This window comes from Actinoallomurus purpureus (assembly GCF_024055795.1).
GTDB lineage: Bacteria > Actinomycetota > Actinomycetes > Streptosporangiales > Streptosporangiaceae > Actinoallomurus > Actinoallomurus purpureus.
Genome location: NZ_JAMXMY010000024.1, coordinates 91578 through 107461 on the forward strand (window position 1 = coordinate 91578; position 15884 = coordinate 107461).

Sequence of the window (15884 nt, forward strand, 5' to 3'; positions counted from 1 at the left end):
TCTTGCGATCAGAGAGTACCCGCCGGATGACCGCGAGGAAAACGGCAGGAGCCGGTCAAGTGGCCAGGACCTCGGCGGCCGTGGGGCTGGAGTCCCGCAGGAACGTCCGGCAGCGTTCGGCCTCGTCGTCCTCGCCGATCGCCGCGGCGGCCCGGGCCAGGGCGTGCAGGGCGCGCAGGAATCCGCGGTTCGGCGCGTGCTCCCAGGGGATCGGGCCGTGACCCTTCCATCCCGCGCGGCGCAGTTGGTCGAGGCCGCGGTGGTAGCCGGTGCGGGCGTAGGCGTACGACTCGATCACGTCACCCTTCCCGAAGGCGCGGTCGGCGAGCTCGGCCCAGGCGGCCGGGTACGTCGGGAACCGGGCGGTGACCTCGAAGGGGTCGACGCCGGCCTCCAGGGACTGTCGGGCCTCGTCGATGTCCGGCAGCTCGGTCGGGGCCGGCCCGCCGAGAAGGTTCTGTGGCTCCATGGGGTCATCCTGCCCAATTCAGCGACGATCTCCTATTCCGGAGGAGGGGAAACTTCGCGCTTTTCGACGCTCGGTACGGTTGTGGCATGACCGAAATCACGTTCGCCATCGGTGGTGACCTGACCGTCAACCGCCTCGGCTACGGCGCCATGCGGATCACCGGACCCGGCATCTGGGGTCCTCCCGCCGATCGTGAGGAGGCTCTCCGCGTGCTGCGGCGCGCCGTCGAGCTCGGCGTGGACTTCATCGACACGGCCGACTCGTACGGCCCGTACGTGTCCGAGGAGCTGATCCACGAGGCGCTGCACCCGTACGACGGGGTGACGATCGCAACCAAGGCCGGGCTGGTCCGGACGGGCCCGGACGAGTGGCAGCCGCTCGGGCACCCGAAGTACCTCCGCCAGGAGGCGCTCATGAGCCTGCGCCGGCTGGGCCTGGAGCGGATCGACCTGTTCCAGCTGCACCGCATCGACCCGGAGGTACCGCTCGCCGACCAGCTCGGGGAGCTGCGCGACCTGCGCGACGAGGGCAGGATCCGGCACATCGGCCTGTCCGAGGTCAGCGTCGAGGAGATCGAGAAGGCGCGGGAGATCGTTCCGATCGTCACCGTCCAGAACCTCTACAACCTCGCGAACCGCCAGTCCGAGGACGTCCTCGACTACTGCGAGCGGGAGAACATCGGGTTCATCCCGTGGTTCCCGCTGGCCGTGGGCGACCTCACCAAGCCGGGCGGCCACCTCGACAACATCGCCAAGGAGCTGGACGCGACCCCTTCGCAGGTCGCGCTGGCGTGGCTGCTCCGGCGCTCGCCGGTGATGCTGCCGATCCCCGGTACCGGCTCCGTGGCGCACCTGGAGGAGAACATGGGCGCCGCGAACATCACCCTGACCGACGAGCAGTTCGCCGCGCTGTCTTAAATGGGCAGTCGGTAGATCACGGTGCCCTCGTCGCCGCGGGCGGCGAGGGCACGCGGCCACAGGCCGTGGATCGCGGCGCGCGCGGCGCGGTTGCCCGCCAGCACGTCGGCGCGCAGCTCGGTGATCCCGTGCCGCCGGGCCGATACGGTCAGGTTCCCGATCAGCCGCGTGGCGACGCCCTGCCGGTGCCAGGGGTCCGCGACCACGACCCCGATGTCCGCGACCCACGGCAGGGCCGTGTCCCGCGTGTACTCGGCGATCCCCACGACCTCGGGCCCCGCCACCGCGATCACCGCGTCGCGATCCTGGTGGTCGACGCGGTCGAGGGTGCCGGCGTAGAAGGCCGGGATGTGCGGCGTGCCGGCGAAGAACCGGTGGTAGAGGCTCCGCAGCGACAGCCGCATCCGCAGGACGCCCTCCCGGTCACCGCCGTCGTAGGGCCGCACGTCGACCGTCGGTACGCCGAGTGCCGTCCGAGCCATCAGTTTCGTCACGAAACCCATTGGAGCATCCACAAGTTGCGTGAAGCAACTCCCGGCATGAACGAAAGAGGGCCGGAGGGGAACATCCCCTCCGGCCCTCGACCGTCCGGTCAGCGGTGGAGCGACAGAGCTCCGATGCCGAGGCGGAGGTCACCGTCGACCAGCTGCTTCCACGTCACGGTGGCGCGGCCGCCGGCAGCCGGGAGGTTGAACTTGAGGGCCTTCGGGGCGATCTGCTTGTCCGCCACGGCGCTCCAGTGGACGACGAGGTGGCCGACAGTGCCGCCCTTGCCGTGCTTGCTGGGCTTGAGGACGACCGCCTGCTTGGCGGAGTAGCCGGTATCCCGGTAGGTGTGGACGGAAACGTTGCGCGTCTTCCCTTTCTTGCCGGGGACCGCGTAGGTGAAGCCCTTCAGGTTGTTGCGCAGGACGCAGGTCTTCTTGGTCGTGAAGTCGAGTGTCGCGTACCGCTGGCCGGCGCCGGCGTCGATGTGGGTGAGGCGGACCGTGAGGTTCGCGGCCTTGCAGGCAGGTGTGGCGGTCGTGGTGCCGGCCATGGCGGGCGCGGCGGCGGCGATCGAGCCGGCGGCAACGGCACCGGTGACGACGGCGATCCGCATACGGCGAAGGTTCTTGTCTCGCATCATGAACTCCCCAGGAGGGTCGGCGGGCGCGGAGCGCCCGGCGGTCGGTGTTCACGGATTGAGACGCCGACGCTACCGAGATCGTTCTGGGGTTCTGGCAAAAATGATCAAGAAAGCATGATCAATGATCAAGGTGTGCTCTGGCGGGCCTGCTGGACGACCCGGTCGGTCGGCAGGGCGCCAGGGCCGGGCCGCGGGTCGATGTCGGTCGGGCCCAGAGAGGCGCCGCACTCCGAACAGGTCAGGGCCGGCGTCAGCCGACCGGTGCAGCCGCGATGGACGACGACGAGGGGCGAGCCGTTCTCGGCGTAGTGCTGATCGCCCCACAGCAGCAGGGACATCATCGCGGGCCACAGGCCCACGCCCTTGCGGGTCAGGCGGTATTCGTAACGCTCGGGCCGCTCCTGGTAGAGGTGCCGCCGGAGGATGCCCTCGTCGCACAGGCGGTTCAGCCGGTCCGTGAGGACGTTGCGCGCCACGCCCAGGCTCGCCTGGAAGTCGTCGAACCGGCGGACGCCCTCGAACGCGTCACGGATCACCAGCAGGGTCCAGCGGTCGCCCACGATTTCGAGCGCCCGGGCGATCGAGCAGTTCTGGTCGTCGTACGTGCGGTTGAGCACGTTTCCAGCGTAGGCCGCAGGGTTTCGTCAAGCAACGCGGGGACGGCCGCGCCGTCCGGTCGTCCCCGCTCGTCGATCGCGGTGCTTACTTGATCTTGGTGCCCTGCGACAGGAGGTGCTCGCACGCCTCCACGATGCGCGCGGCCATGCCCGCCTCGGCGGCCTTGCCGTACGCGCGCGGGTCGTAGGCCTTCTTGTTGCCGACCTCGCCGTCGATCTTCAGGACGCCGTCGTAGTTCTTGAACATGTGGTCCGCGACCGGCCGGGTGAAGGCGTACTGCGTGTCGGTGTCGATGTTCATCTTCACGACGCCGTACGACACCGCCTCCCGGATCTCCTCCAGCGTGGAGCCGGAACCCCCGTGGAAGACCAGGTCGAAGGGCCTCTCCTTGCCGTAACGCTCGCCGACGACGTCCTGGATCTCCTTCAGGACCTCCGGCCGCAGCTTCACGTGCCCCGGCTTGTAGACGCCGTGCACGTTGCCGAACGTCGCGGCGAGAAGGTAACGGCCCTTCTCGCCGAGGCCCACGGCCTCGATCGTGGCCAGGGCGTCCCCGGGCGTGGTGTACAGCTTCTCGTTGATCTCCCCGACGACGCCGTCCTCTTCGCCGCCGACGACGCCGATCTCCATCTCCATGATGACGCGCGCCTTGGCGCACTCCTCGATGAGCTCCGCCGCGATCTGCAGGTTCTCCTCGAGGGGAACGGCCGAGCCGTCCCACATGTGCGACTGGAACAGCGGCTCCTCGCCGCGCGCCACCCGCTCCTGGGAGATCTTGATCAGCGGCTTCATGAAGCCGTCGAGCTTGTCCTTCGGGCAGTGGTCGGTGTGCAGAGCGATCTGCACCGGGTACTTCTCGGCGACCACGCGCGCGTACTCCGCGAGCGCCGTCGCGCCCGTGACCATGTCCTTCACCGTGGTGCCGGAGAGGAAGTCCGCACCTCCGGTCGAGACCTGGACGATCCCGTCGCTTTCGGCCTCGGCGAACCCGCGCAGGGCGGCGTTCAGCGTCTGGCTCGAGGTGACGTTGATCGCGGGGTAGGCGAAGCCCTGGCGCTTTGCCCGATCGAGCATCTCCGCGTATATCTCTGGGGTCGCGATGGGCATGGCTGTTCCTTCCTTGGGCGTGGCTCCCGGCACTGCTCCACTCCAGTATCTCGAAATCCCTGCCCGGCCCGGACCATGGCACGCCTACCGGTACTCTCGGCCCGTGGCCCTCGCCGTGAACATCATGGATCCTCAGTCCCTCATCGCGACGTTCGGACTCGTGGGAATCCTCGCCGTCATCTTCGCCGAGACCGGTCTGCTCGTCGGGTTCTTCCTGCCCGGTGACACGCTGCTGGTCACCGCGGGCGTCTTCACCACGACGACCGCCGCCAGCGCCGCTCACATCACGCCGCTGCCGCTCCCGGCCCTGCTGATCGGCGCGCCCGTGTGCGCGATCGCGGGCGCCCAGGTGGGGCACTTCCTCGGCGCGAAGTACGGGCGGAAACTCTTCGACCGGCCGAACTCCCGGCTCTTCCGGCAGGACCACGTCGAGAAGGCCGAGAACCTCTTCAACAAGTTCGGCCCCGCCAAGGCCGTCGTGCTGGCCCGCTTCGTCCCGGTCGTGCGCACCTTCCTCAACCCGCTCGCCGGCATGCTCGAGATGTCCGCGGGCCGGTTCTTCGTCTTCAACATGATCGGCGGCGTGCTCTGGACCGAGTCGATCGTCCTGCTCGGACGTTTCCTCGGTGACCGGGTGAAGGGGATCGACAAATTCATCCTTCCGGTCGTCGCCGTGGCCGTCCTCCTCTCGGTGATTCCGGTGATTCGCGAGGTGCTGAGGGGTCCGAAGAAGGCCGGTGAGACCGATGACCGCAAGAAGACGGCGATGCCATCTGGCCGTCACCGTCGCTGACGGTCCCGGTTATCGCTAACCTCCCCCTGTGGGACGTCACCGATCAGACCCCATGGGTCTCGCACGCATAGCCATCGCGGTCCTCGCCGTCAGCCTGGCGTTGGGCCTCGTGATCCTTGGTGGCGTGTCGCTGTGGGGGGCGCTCGCCAAGGACGCGTCCAAGACCGCGTCATCCACGCCCGACCCTTCGGCCAGCGGCGCGGTCACACCGAAGAAATCCGGCAAGTCCGGCACTGCGCCACCGAGTGTCCAGTCGGGCAACGAGATCGACGTCCAGTGCCTTGTGGCCCAGTGTCAGATCTACGTGGCCGGGCCCGGCGCCAACGACGTCATCGACAACCGCCCGCTCACCCATGGCGAGCGCCGGAAGTACAACGGCACCCGGCTGATCCTGCATGTCGACGACGCGAGCACGGTCAGCGTCGTCGTCAACGGTCAGCAGCAGCCGAAGGCACGGCACGGACAGCAGCACACCTACAAGGCCCCGGCCCAGCAGTAAGCGGACGCGCCCGCCGCGCCGTGGCACGGTCCAGCGGGACGGCGACGGCCGAACGGCAGGCCTGCGGCCCAGCGGCGACGGTCCGCCGGGTCTGCGACCGAGCGGCCGTCTGAGAGGTCCGCGGGCCGGCGACGGCCGGCCGGCGACTCCGCGGCCGAGCGCCGGCGTTCGAGGAGGTCTGCGGACGAGCGGCGGCGGTCCGGTAGATCTGCGGCCCGCACGCCTCTCGGGGCGGTCAGCCGAGGCCGAGGTCGTCCAGGGTGAACACCGAGCGGTACTCCAGCCCCGCCTCGGCGATGCGGGGCCCGGCTCCCCGCTCCACGATGGTGGCCACGCCGACGACGTCGGCACCGGCCTCACGGAGCGCCTCGACCGCGGTCAGCACCGAGCCCCCGGTCGTGGAGGTGTCCTCCACGGCGAGCACCCGGCGCCCGGCGACGTCGGGCCCTTCGACACGCCGCTGCAGCCCGTGGGCCTTGCCCGTCTTGCGCACGACGAACGCGTCGAGGTGACTGCCGCGCGCGGCGGCGGCGTGCAGCATCGCGGTGGCGACCGGATCGGCGCCGAGCGTCAGCCCGCCGACGGCCTCGTAGCCGAGGTCCTCGGTGAGGTCGAGCATCGCCCGCCCGACGATCGGCGCGGCACGCCCGTCGAGGGTCACGCGGCGCAGATCGACGTAGAAGTCGGCCTCCTGCCCGGACGACAGGACCACCTTGCCGTGGACCACGGCCTTGCTCTTGATCTCGGCCAGGAGATCGTCGCGATCCGTCATGGGGGAAACTCTATCGACATGACACCCGGCACCCTCGTCCTGCTGCACAGTCCGCTGACCACCGCGTCCGCCTGGGGAACCCTGCCGGAGGCCCTCGGCCCGTACGACGTCGTGGTGCCGGAGATCACCGACGACGACCGGCCGCCGTACGCCGGCCGTTACGTCGCCCGCGCGGCGCTGGAGATCACCAGGGCGGGCGTGCGGCCGCCCGTCGTCCTGGTCGGCCACGGGGGAGCCGGCCCGCTGCTCCCGCCGATCGGCGCGGCCCAGCGCGCGGCGCATCGCCTCGTCGGCGGGTACGTCTTCGTCGACGCGGAGCTGCCGCCGCCGGCGGGGGCGAGCCGCCTGGACCAGGCGGGCGCGTTCGGCGCGGAGTTCGCCGCGTCGCTGAAGGCAGGTGGGCGGTTCCCCGACGAGGAGCCGCCCGCCGGCGTGACCGCGCGCCCGCGCGACGAGGGCTTCTTCACCGAGCCGCTGCCGATGCCGCAGGACTGGCCCGACGCGCCCTGCGGATACCTTCGCACGTCGGCGGCGTACGAGAGACAGGCCGCGCAGGCCCGGCTGCGTGGCTGGACCGTCGCCGCGAACGACGGCGGGCACTTCGCCGCCGTCGCCGATCCGGCCGCGACGGTGCACGCGCTCACCGCGCTGATCGCCGCCCTCTGAGCCCGCGACACACCAGAGGCACAGTGCCGGTCGGCTGTCCCGGAGGCATGATCATTATGTCCGCTGGGGGAGGCCGGCGGGATATTCCCCACGCATGAAGCGGGTGGTACCGTCGCCCATCGGGCACCTGACCTTGACGGTCTTCCCAAGTCAGCGGTGACGCGGCGCTCCCCGTCATACAGTGGCGAGCGACGGAGTCAACGGTGACACGCGGGAGGAGTGACGTCACCCGGGTGCGGAAAGCGGCATTTGCCTCATAATCTCGAGGAGCAGCCAATCACTGGATCGGCCCACGCCGACGGCGGACTTCACTACGCTGTGGTTCCCGAGGTCGCTCGCCGGCTCGAAAGCTCACCCGTGGGTCACTGATAAGGGTCTCGTGCCGAGAAAGGGGGCGGTGTCGCGTGGATCGCTGTGCGCTGTTCGTAGATGCCGGCTATCTGCTGGCGGACGGCGCGATGGCGGTGCACGGAACCCGCCGTCGCGAAGCGGTGTCGTGGGATTTCGGGGGCATCCTTCAGCTCCTCGGCAACCTCGCTCGCGAGCGCACCGGTCTGCCGCTGCTGCGCTGCTACTGGTACGAGGCGACCGTCGAGGGTCGCCGTACACCGGAGCACGACGGGCTGGCCGATCTGCCGGGCATCAAGCTGCGGCTCTCCCGGATCCGCCCGGGCCGCCGCGAGGGCGTCGACACCGAGATCCACCGTGACCTGATGACGCTCGCCCGCAACGGCGGGGTCGCCGACGCCGTCATCGTCAGTGGCGACGAGGACCTCGCCCAGGTGATCGCCGACGCGCAGGACCTCGGCGTGCGCGTCACCGTCGTGCACGTGGCCGTCGACGGCAACTGGACGATCTCTCGTGTGCTCCGGCAGGAGTGCGACGACCTCATCGAGATCGGCTCCGGTCACCTCCGGCCGTACGTCAACCTGCTGACCGGCGCGGGCACCTCGGCTTCACCGCTGTCCAACGGCCAGTCCAACGGTTCGAGCACCGCGCTCGCCCCGCTGCGGCCGTCGACGCAGCACGGCGCCGCGCCGCCCAGCACGCCCATCACCCCGTCTCCGTCGCCGTCGCCGCAGCTCGGCCCCTCCACGAACACCACCTCGTCCGGCCTCGGCCGCCACTCCGGCGCCGGTCAGTCGGTCACACCGACTCCGCCGCTGCGCTCGGTTCCCACGCACTCGGCCCCGACGCCGTCGGTGTCGCCGCCGAGCCCGTCGCCGCCCGCGAACGCGACCGGTCCGCAGTACCCTCAGCAGCCCGTCGGCCCGTACACCGGCCCGCAGCAGATCACGCCGACCCCGGTCCATCAGTCGACGCCGACGCTGGCCGACGCCGTGAAGGCGGCGCACAAGGAGGGGCAGGACTTCGGCGAGTCGGTCGCCCGTGACGCCCCCGCCCTGTGGCTGGAGGCCGTGCTGGCGCGCAAGCCGCGGATGCCCTCGGACCTGGAGGCACGGCTGCTGCAGGGTTCGTCGCTGCCGATCGACTTCCTGCTGCACGACGAGGTGCGTCACGCGCTGCGACGCGGCTTCTGGGACGCGCTGGAACGCTCGCGGCGCAGCTGATCGCGGTAACGTCTCTACCGGGCCGGGCCGCTCCGGTCGGCTTCTGGTCGGGCGATCATCCCAAATGACCAGATTCGCAGCAGGTACGCCGGGTAGCGTCTAGAAGGTGACGCATGTGACCGAAGACGATCTCGATGACCTCGAGTTCGAGACTCTCCGCACCGGTGACCATGCCGCTGCGGCGACACGGTTCGTCCAGTTGGCCGATACGGTCTCAGGCGGTGTTTCCCGCGCCAGCCTGTTGCTGCGTGCCGGTGAACAGTGGCAGCACGCGGGGGACCACGAGAGAGCGGCGGAGGCGTACAGCGGCGCGCTGGACGACGGCGGGGAGGCCTACGGCGATCCGCGCATCTATCTCGCGGGTGCCCTGTTCGAGCTGGATCGCGCCGACGAGGCGCGGGCACTGATCGACCAGGTGCGGGCCGACGCGTCGAAGGACCCCGAGATCTTCCGCGCGGTCGCCGAGTTGCTGCACGAGCAGGGCGACCTGGTCGGCGCGCACGACTGGTCCACCGAGGGCGCCGATATCGCCCGGTCGTCCGACCCGGACGCCCTCGAGGGCCTGCTGCGGATCCGGTATCGCTGCCGCCTCGACCTCGGCCGCCCCGAGGACGACTACGACGCGCTCCTCGACGACCTGCTGAAGAAGACCGACGAGGCCCCGGACCAGCAGTTCTACTGACACCGCTGGGTCAGGAGACCACGGCGCGGCCGTCGTGGATCGAGGCAGCCGGGGCGTGACCGTCGGAGGCAGGAGCGCGGGGCGGCCGTCGGAGGTCAGGACAGCGGGGCGCGGCCGAGCTCGCGGAACCGGTCCTCGGCGTCAGCGGCCTCCCACCGTACCGAGGCCGTCCGCCCATCGACGTGCACGGTCGCGAGCGCGTTGTCGAACCAGGGCCCGTCGGTGACCCGCCATCTCAGCGGCGGCCTGCGTACCCCTGCCAGCCGGGCCACCGCCCGGGCGGGCAGGCCGCCGACGTCACGGCAGGCCACCTGGTTGGCCCGCTTGAACGGGCCCGTCAGGGGATTGCGCAGCGGCGAGCAGACGACCTGGGAGATCGGCGTACGGGTTCCGCGCACTCGCGCCAGGTAGGAGTAGTGGACGTCGCCGGAGAGCAGCGTGATGCTCGCCGGCGGGCGCGGGCCGTTCGCGACCTCGAGCAGGATGTCCGCCACCGCCCGGAACGACGCGTCGAACGCCGCCCAGTGCTCCAGATCGAGGGTCTGCCGGAGCCGCTCCCCGAACCCGGCCGCCCGCCGTCCCCACGCGCCGCCCGCGACGGCCTCGTTCCACGCCTCCATGTGGTGGATCGCCCCGGGCAGCAGGAACGGCAGGGACGTCGCGACGATGAGATGGTCGACGTCGGCGCGGCACTGCTCGCCGAACCACGCGAGCTCCGCGTCGTCGAGCATCGCCCGCCGGCCCTCCTCCAGCACGCGCCCGCACCGGCTGTCCAGGACGACGATCCGCGTCCGCCCGTGTCCATGTACGTAGCTCCAGCGGAACCCGCCGGGTTCCCGGTCCGCCCGCTCGGCGAACTCGTCGACGACCTTCCCCGCGTCCCCGACCGCCGCGAGCACCGCCTGGTAGACCGGGTCGGCGGCGCGCTCCACCGGTGACAGGTTCCCGAGGTGCTGGTAGATCCAGTACGCGCCGAGCCCGGCGGTGATCCGCCGCTCCCACCAGGGATGGGCCCGCATCTCCCGCCGCCACGCCTCGGAGGTGTTCCAGTCGTCGCGGATGTCGTGGTCGTCGAAGACCATCGAGCTGGGCACCGTGGCCAGCAGCCACCGCACCGCCGGATCCGTCCCCCAGGCCAGCCGGTAGAGGTGGGCGTACTCCTCGAAGTCGGCGATCTCGGCGTACGGCGGCGCGTCGATGTCACGCCGCGCCGTGATGAACTCCCGTACCTCCGGCGTCGTCTCGTCGGCGTACACCTGGTCGCCGATCAGCAGCAGCTCATCGGGCGGATCGTCGCCTGCCAGGAGCCGCCGCGCGCACACCGCCAGCGCGTCGACGCCGTGCGTGGCCTCCGAGGCCGGCGCGACCCGGCAGGACCCGACGGCGAACCGCCGCGCCCCGCCGGGCGTACGGGTGCGGATGGGGCCGGGCGGCGCCCCGGGCTCCGGCCAGACCCGCTCGCCGTCGAGTAGCACGTCGTACGGGGTGTCGGAGCCGGGCTCCAGGCCGTCGACGTCCACGAGCGCATAGTGGTGCCCGTGGACCGTGAACGTCCGGCTTACGGCGTCCAGGACGCGGACCTCGCACGGCTGATCGGTCTCCACCCAGACCGTCGCCGTACGGGCACCGACGTGGCGCAGCAACGGCCCGAGGATGAGTCGTGTCATGATCTAACGGACTACCGCGCCGAGGCAGACCCTGTCCACCGAAGTCGCAATCCATGGTGATGTGCGCGGGGTCCGACCGAGTCGGCTACCCACGGTCAGCGACACCGGGGGTTGGAGGCTCCGGTCGGGAAAGCCATTCTGTCCAGCGTTCCAGCGCCGCGCTGAGCCGGCCGTGGACCGCGACCGTCAGGTCATGCCGAAGTCGACATCGCCGAGTTCATACTGTGATCGGCCCCTCACGCGAGCTTGGCCACCGGGGACATGGTCACCCTGGTCGGCCGGTTCGGGATCCATGCGGCGCGCACCGCTGGTCAAGCAGGTCGGCCCGGTACGGCCGTACAAATAGCCGGGACTGCATGAGTGCATTTCAGGTGCACCGATGGCCGCTGCCGGCGTCTGCGGACCTCCCGAAAGCATCGGTTATGCCTCTCTTAAGGATCACCTAAGGATCTTGCTTAGTTCGGGTCGCTATAACTGTTAAGCCACACAAAAGGGTGTGCCAGGAATTGCCTCGGACCCGAAATTAGGACATGCACGATGCCCCGTCCCCGCCTGAAGGCCCTCGCCGCGGCCGCGATACCGGTCGCAGGCCTGCTGCTCAACGCGAGTCCGGCCGCCGCCGCGGCCACCTCTGGGCCCGGTTTCCCCGCCCATTTCGCCGCTCCCTACGTTGAGACGTGGGGTTCGACGTCGGCGATGGCGAACGCCAAGGCCGCCACCGGACTGAAGTACTACTCGCTCGCCTTCGTCATCAGCAAGAACGGCTGCAGCGCCTCCTGGAATGGCGACACCTCCATCAGTGACAGTGGGTGGCTGAACGCGATCAACAGCCTGCGGAGCTCCGGCGGCGACGTCCTCGCCTCGTTCGGAGGCGCCGCGGGCGTCGAGCTGGGTCAGGCCTGTGGCTCGGTCTCCGGCTTGCAGGCGCAGTACAAGAAGGTCATCGACACGCTCAACCTGACCCGCATCGACCTGGACATCGAAGGTTCGACGCTCGACGACACGGGTGCGAACGATCGCCGCAACCAGGCCCTGGCCGCGCTGCAGAAGGAATACGCGGCCGCCGGTAAACACTTGGCCGTCGACTACACGTTGCCGGTCGACCCCACCGGCCTGCCGTCCGACGGGCTCAGCCTCCTCAAGAACGCGAAGCAGCGAGGGCTGGACGTCGACGTCGTGAACATCATGACGATGGACTACGGCCCGTCGATGGACATGGGGCAGGCCGCCATCAAGGCTGCCACCGCTCTGCATGATCAGCTCGGGAAGATCTGGACGACGAAGAGCTCCGATCAGCTGTGGGCGATGGAGGGTAACACCCCGATGATCGGGGTGAACGACGCCAAGAACGAGGTCTTCAGCACGGCCAACGCCACGGCCCTGGAAAGCTTCGCCGCGAGCAAGGGCATCAAGGAACTCGCCTTCTGGTCACTGGGCCGGGACAAGGCCTGCGCCAGCAACGGCACCCTGTCCGACACCTGCAGTGGTACGTCCCAGAGCTCTTACCAGTTCGCCCGGACGTTCAACGGCATCACCGGCGGAAGCGGAAGCAACCCCGGCGGCGGCGACGGAACGCCCTCCCCTGTCAACACGATCAAGGGCTATGGCGGCAAGTGCGTCGACGTGGCCGGAGCGAGCAGCGCGGACGGTGCGGCGGTGCAGCTGTACGACTGCAATGGCTCGTCCGCACAGAAGTGGACGATCGGCGCCGACGGCACCGTCAAGGCGCTCGGCAAGTGCCTCGATGTCGCGTACGCCGCCAAGAGCAATGGTTCAAAGGCGCAGCTGTACAAATGCACCGGTCTGGCCGCGGAGAAGTGGACGCCCGGCGCGAACGGTTCCCTGGTGAACGCCGGATCGGGACGGTGCCTCGACGCCACGGGCCCGAGTTCGGCCAACGGCACACGCCTGCAGATCTGGGACTGCGCTGGCAGCGCCAACCAGAAGTGGACGCTGCCGAGCTGAGCGACGCCCCGTCAAGGAATGCTTCTTCTCCCGCACCCTGAGACCGCGCTGGTTCGGGCCCATGGGCCCGAACCAGCGCGGTCGTTTTAGCGCCACGGTATACAGGCAGACGTCTCCGTTGACTTTGGGATTATCGCCGTCCGCAAGGGCCGAAGAAGGGCGATAGTCCCAAGGTCAACGAGGTGAGGGTCGCCACTTCACGGACGCCTTTGGCGTTCGGGACCAGGCTGCGGCGGATCAGCAGGTGGCGGCGTGGGTCGGCGGTGCCGATCCACGCCCAGGCATACCGGCGTTCGCCTTTGGATCCGGTCCCGCACGATTCGATGACCCAGTCGGCGGCGATCAGCATCTTCAGCGCCGTATCGGCCCTGGCCGTGGTGGCTTTGGTGAAGGCGATCGGGGTCGATTTGGCCACGGCCAGGACGTAACCGGCACCCACCGACTCCAGCCAGGCGCGCAGGTTCGGGTCGGCTCCGTAGACCTCGTCGCCGCTCACCCAGGGCGGGAGCCGGCTTTCGGTATGCAGGTCTGCCAGGATTTGGCGGCCCAGCTGCGGTTTGGTGGCGAACGCCAGTTCCTCGGGCACCAGGGCTTTGGCGCGGGCTCCAGCCCTCGCCCGGCAGCTGCGCGGTCCAGCGGGTACGGGCCAGGCGGTCGCGCAGGTCGTCCAGCTCGGCCTGCGGAACGTCGATGTGGAACGGCCGGATCTCTTCGCTCATCGTGTCCCCTACGTCTCGGATGCCGTACGACGTCGTACGGCGTGACCGTCGCCGCGACCGATTCGAATCGGCGACGTGGTCGACGCTATGCCCCATGTAGGTCGGATCCTGGCCTAGACTCCGGGCCTGCAGCCTCTCGACCCTGGGCGACCACTCACCGCGACTGAACGGCACAATGTTCTTTCCGCGAGAAAACGGCCAAAGCGTAAGGATCATGCATGAAGTGCCCGGCATGCGAGATCGATGTACCCCCAGGCTGGTCCGCCTGCACCCAGTGCGGTGCACTGCTCCCGTCGGCGGGTGAGCACTCCGGCTCACCGCCACCCTTCGCCGGCGACTCGTCGACGAACCCGCGAACCGAGCCACTGCCGATTCCGGTCTGGGACGTGGGCGCGGAGACTCCTGGGAATGTACGGTCCGAGCATCCTGCAGCCGACGGCGCAGGGACGCCTGATCCCGGTCATGCGACGCAACGCCTGGACACCTCGTCGGCCGGTCCGATGCCACCCGAATACCGCCCGGTCGGTTGGAATCCCGGTGCGATGCCGCCCGGACACGATGCCGCCGCACCGAACGGCGGCCCTCCGGGGATGGGCCCGATGCCGCCCGGATACGACGCCGCCGCACCGAACGGCGGCCCTCCGGGGATGGGCCCGGTGTCATCGCCCGGATATCCGGGCGGCTGGGACCAGGCCGTTCCGCCGGTCGCGGGGGGAACGGCGCCGTCCTCGCCGGGTGGCGGCATGGGACGGAACCGGATGCTGCTGGTGGCAGGAGGGACCGCAGTCGCGGTCGTGCTCGCCGGAGGCCTGGTCTTTGCCCTGACTCGGGGATCAGCGGACAAGGCGCACACTCCGCAGCAGAAGCCGGAGGCCGGGGGCGCCGCGCGGCAGGCCGCCGCCGTCGACGAGGTCCTCAAGTCGGGGCAGACGGCCCGTGGGCATCTGCCGTCCCGCCTGCGGACGTGCGATGACGTGGCCGCGGGCGTCGCCGGTTTCCAGCAGGTCGTCCGGGATCGGCAGCAGGAGCTCTCTCAGGCGAAAGGCCTCAAAGTCGACCGGCTGCCGGACGGATCACGGCTCCGCCAGTCGATGATCGGCGCGTACCAGAGCTCCCTTAAGGCCGATCGGGCGTACCTGGCGTGGGCGCAGGGGGTGCGGGCACGACGTTGTGGCGGCAGGGTCGCCCCGCTGACGGCGGCGTACAAGAACGCCATCGCCGCCAACGACAAGGCCGGTCCCGCCAAGCGCCAGGTGATCGCCTTGTGGAAACCGATCGCAAGCAGCCACGCCCTGCCCACCTACGCATGGAACCGCCTCTGATCTCCTGGCCTAGGGGGGACACCCCCTAGACTCCGGGCCCGTGACCTCGGCTCGTCTGCTGACGCTGCTGTCCCTGCTGCAGACTCCACGCGAGTGGCCGGGCAGCGAGCTCGCCGAGCGCCTGGGCGTCAGCCCCCGTACGGTCCGCCGCGACGTCGAGCGGCTGCGTGACCTGGGCTACCCGGTCGAGGCCACGATGGGCCCGGCGGGCGGCTACCGCCTGGTCGCGGGTACGGCCATGCCGCCGCTGCTCGTCGACGACGAAGAGGCGGTGGCCATCGCGGTCGCCCTGCGTACCGCGGCCGGGTATCCGGTCGGCGGTATCGAGGAGGCGTCCCTGCGTGCCCTGGCGAAGCTGGAGCAGGTGCTTCCGTCGCGGCTGCGACAGAGGGTGGGCGCGCTGAACGCCGCAACGGTCGCGCTGCTGGGTGAGGCCGGCCCGAGCATCGACCCGGACGACCTCACGACCGTCGCCGTCGCCGCCGCGGGGCGTCGGGGACTGCGCTTCGCCTACCGGCGCGGCGGCGCGGACGGCGAGGATGACCGCCTGGTCGAGCCGTACCGTCTGGTCGCCGCCGGACGCCGCTGGTATCTCGTCGCCTACGACCTCGGCCGGGACGACTGGCGGATCTTCCGGATGGACCGCGTCCGGCGACCGCGCCCGACCGGCGTGCCGAACACACCCCGCCGGCCGCCCGACGAGGACGCGGCCGCCTACGTCACGCGCAAGCTCTACTCGCTGGTCCCGACGTACCGGGCGCTGGTCACCCTGTGCGCGCCGGCCGGCGAGGTCCCGGCGGCTCGGCTCGGCGAGGTCGAGCCCATCGACGAGGACAGCTGCCACCTGCGCACCCACGCGGACACCGTCGAATGGCTCGCCCAGCGGCTCACGATGCTCGGCTGCGAGTTCACCGTGCACGAGCCGCCCGAACTCATCGCGTACCTGCGGTCGCTCGGCGCCCGCGCCCTCCGCGCCACCGGCGGTTAG

At 70.1% G+C, this 15884-nt stretch carries 16 protein-coding genes and 1 pseudogene; 9 read left to right on the forward strand and 8 right to left on the reverse strand.

The window, feature by feature from the left end:
• Positions 1–55: 55 nt before the first annotated feature.
• Complete coding sequence (locus NE236_RS34745) at positions 56–469, reverse strand: DUF3151 domain-containing protein (protein ID WP_252846477.1); 414 nt, start codon at positions 467–469, stop codon at positions 56–58.
• Between the two features lie 86 nt (positions 470–555).
• Here NE236_RS34745 and NE236_RS34750 point away from each other — a divergent pair, with 86 nt between their 5' ends.
• Complete coding sequence (locus NE236_RS34750; protein ID WP_252846478.1) at positions 556–1386, forward strand: aldo/keto reductase; 831 nt, start codon at positions 556–558, stop codon at positions 1384–1386.
• Here the strand turns inward: NE236_RS34750 and NE236_RS34755 are convergent.
• The 4 genes from NE236_RS34755 to fbaA all read right to left on the reverse strand — a co-directional run bounded on the left by NE236_RS34755 (position 1383) and on the right by fbaA (position 4240).
• Positions 1383–1880, reverse strand: coding sequence for a GNAT family N-acetyltransferase (locus NE236_RS34755; protein WP_252846479.1), 498 nt, complete (start codon positions 1878–1880; stop codon positions 1383–1385). The genes NE236_RS34750 and NE236_RS34755 overlap by 4 nt on opposite strands.
• A 98-nt stretch (positions 1881–1978) precedes the next feature.
• Positions 1979–2512 carry a DUF4232 domain-containing protein gene (locus NE236_RS34760; RefSeq protein ID WP_252846480.1) on the reverse strand — a complete coding sequence of 178 codons (534 nt, stop codon included), beginning with the start codon at positions 2510–2512 and terminating at the stop codon, positions 1979–1981.
• 128 nt (positions 2513–2640) lie between these two features.
• Positions 2641–3132, reverse strand: coding sequence for a winged helix-turn-helix transcriptional regulator (locus NE236_RS34765; RefSeq protein WP_252846481.1), 492 nt, complete (start codon positions 3130–3132; stop codon positions 2641–2643).
• Between the two features lie 85 nt (positions 3133–3217).
• Positions 3218–4240: a class II fructose-bisphosphate aldolase gene (fbaA, locus tag NE236_RS34770; RefSeq protein WP_252846482.1), complete on the reverse strand. Its 1023-nt coding sequence runs from the start codon at positions 4238–4240 to the stop codon at positions 3218–3220.
• 103 nt (positions 4241–4343) lie between these two features.
• On the opposite strand from fbaA, the gene NE236_RS34775 reads away from it, so the two are divergent.
• Entirely contained in the window at positions 4344–5033 is a 690-nt protein-coding gene (locus NE236_RS34775; RefSeq protein ID WP_252846483.1) for a DedA family protein, read from the forward strand.
• 52 nt (positions 5034–5085) lie between these two features.
• Positions 5086–5532, forward strand: a complete 447-nt coding sequence (locus NE236_RS34780; protein ID WP_252846484.1) for a hypothetical protein — start codon at positions 5086–5088, stop codon at positions 5530–5532.
• 235 nt (positions 5533–5767) lie between these two features.
• Here the strand turns inward: NE236_RS34780 and pyrE are convergent, their stop codons facing one another.
• The gene (gene pyrE, locus NE236_RS34785; RefSeq protein WP_252846485.1) at positions 5768–6304 is read right to left on the reverse strand and encodes an orotate phosphoribosyltransferase; all 537 of its coding nucleotides are present in this window, start codon (positions 6302–6304) and stop codon (positions 5768–5770) included.
• Between the two features lie 18 nt (positions 6305–6322).
• Here pyrE and NE236_RS34790 point away from each other — a divergent pair, with 18 nt between their 5' ends.
• From NE236_RS34790 to NE236_RS34800, 3 genes are all read left to right on the forward strand, one after another.
• A complete protein-coding gene (locus NE236_RS34790) occupies positions 6323–6970 on the forward strand; it encodes a hypothetical protein (protein ID WP_252846486.1) in 648 nt (215 codons plus the stop codon).
• A gap of 404 nt (positions 6971–7374) precedes the next feature.
• Positions 7375–8541 (forward strand): NYN domain-containing protein, encoded by a 1167-nt coding sequence (locus tag NE236_RS34795; RefSeq protein ID WP_252846487.1) that lies wholly within the window; start codon positions 7375–7377, stop codon positions 8539–8541.
• A 115-nt stretch (positions 8542–8656) separates the two neighbouring features.
• Positions 8657–9223: a tetratricopeptide repeat protein gene (locus NE236_RS34800; RefSeq protein ID WP_252846488.1), complete on the forward strand. Its 567-nt coding sequence runs from the start codon at positions 8657–8659 to the stop codon at positions 9221–9223.
• Between the two features lie 95 nt (positions 9224–9318).
• On the opposite strand, the gene NE236_RS34805 is transcribed toward NE236_RS34800, so the two are convergent.
• Positions 9319–10890, reverse strand: a complete 1572-nt coding sequence (locus NE236_RS34805; protein ID WP_252846489.1) for an alkaline phosphatase D family protein — start codon at positions 10888–10890, stop codon at positions 9319–9321.
• A gap of 537 nt (positions 10891–11427) precedes the next feature.
• Between NE236_RS34805 and NE236_RS34810 the strand changes: the two genes are divergently transcribed.
• Complete coding sequence (locus tag NE236_RS34810) at positions 11428–12855, forward strand: ricin-type beta-trefoil lectin domain protein (protein WP_252846490.1); 1428 nt, start codon at positions 11428–11430, stop codon at positions 12853–12855.
• 130 nt (positions 12856–12985) lie between these two features.
• Here NE236_RS34810 and NE236_RS34815 read toward each other — a convergent pair.
• Positions 12986–13483: pseudogene (locus NE236_RS34815) on the reverse strand (hypothetical protein); the annotation flags it as partial.
• Positions 13484–14173: 690 nt separating this feature from the next.
• On the opposite strand from NE236_RS34815, the gene NE236_RS34825 reads away from it, so the two are divergent.
• Together NE236_RS34825 and NE236_RS34830 are read left to right on the forward strand one after the other, a co-directional pair.
• Positions 14174–14896 carry a hypothetical protein gene (locus NE236_RS34825; RefSeq protein WP_252846491.1) on the forward strand — a complete coding sequence of 241 codons (723 nt, stop codon included), beginning with the start codon at positions 14174–14176 and terminating at the stop codon, positions 14894–14896.
• A gap of 40 nt (positions 14897–14936) precedes the next feature.
• A complete protein-coding gene (locus NE236_RS34830; RefSeq protein WP_252846492.1) occupies positions 14937–15884 on the forward strand; it encodes a helix-turn-helix transcriptional regulator in 948 nt (315 codons plus the stop codon).

Excerpts from the sequence above, each read along its gene's own strand:
- NE236_RS34745 (WP_252846477.1), bottom strand. The coding sequence starts at position 469 with ATGGAGCCACAGAACCTTCTCGGCGGGCCGGCCCCGACCGAGCTGCCG.
- NE236_RS34750 (WP_252846478.1), top strand. The coding sequence starts at position 556 with ATGACCGAAATCACGTTCGCCATCGGTGGTGACCTGACCGTCAACCGC.
- NE236_RS34760 (WP_252846480.1), bottom strand. The coding sequence starts at position 2,512 with ATGCGAGACAAGAACCTTCGCCGTATGCGGATCGCCGTCGTCACCGGT.
- fbaA (WP_252846482.1), bottom strand. The coding sequence starts at position 4,240 with ATGCCCATCGCGACCCCAGAGATATACGCGGAGATGCTCGATCGGGCA.
- NE236_RS34780 (WP_252846484.1), top strand. The coding sequence starts at position 5,086 with ATGGGTCTCGCACGCATAGCCATCGCGGTCCTCGCCGTCAGCCTGGCG.
- pyrE (WP_252846485.1), bottom strand. The coding sequence starts at position 6,304 with ATGACGGATCGCGACGATCTCCTGGCCGAGATCAAGAGCAAGGCCGTG.
- NE236_RS34790 (WP_252846486.1), top strand. The coding sequence starts at position 6,323 with ATGACACCCGGCACCCTCGTCCTGCTGCACAGTCCGCTGACCACCGCG.
- NE236_RS34805 (WP_252846489.1), bottom strand. The coding sequence starts at position 10,890 with ATGACACGACTCATCCTCGGGCCGTTGCTGCGCCACGTCGGTGCCCGT.
- NE236_RS34810 (WP_252846490.1), top strand. The coding sequence starts at position 11,428 with ATGCCCCGTCCCCGCCTGAAGGCCCTCGCCGCGGCCGCGATACCGGTC.
- NE236_RS34825 (WP_252846491.1), top strand. The coding sequence starts at position 14,174 with ATGCCGCCCGGATACGACGCCGCCGCACCGAACGGCGGCCCTCCGGGG.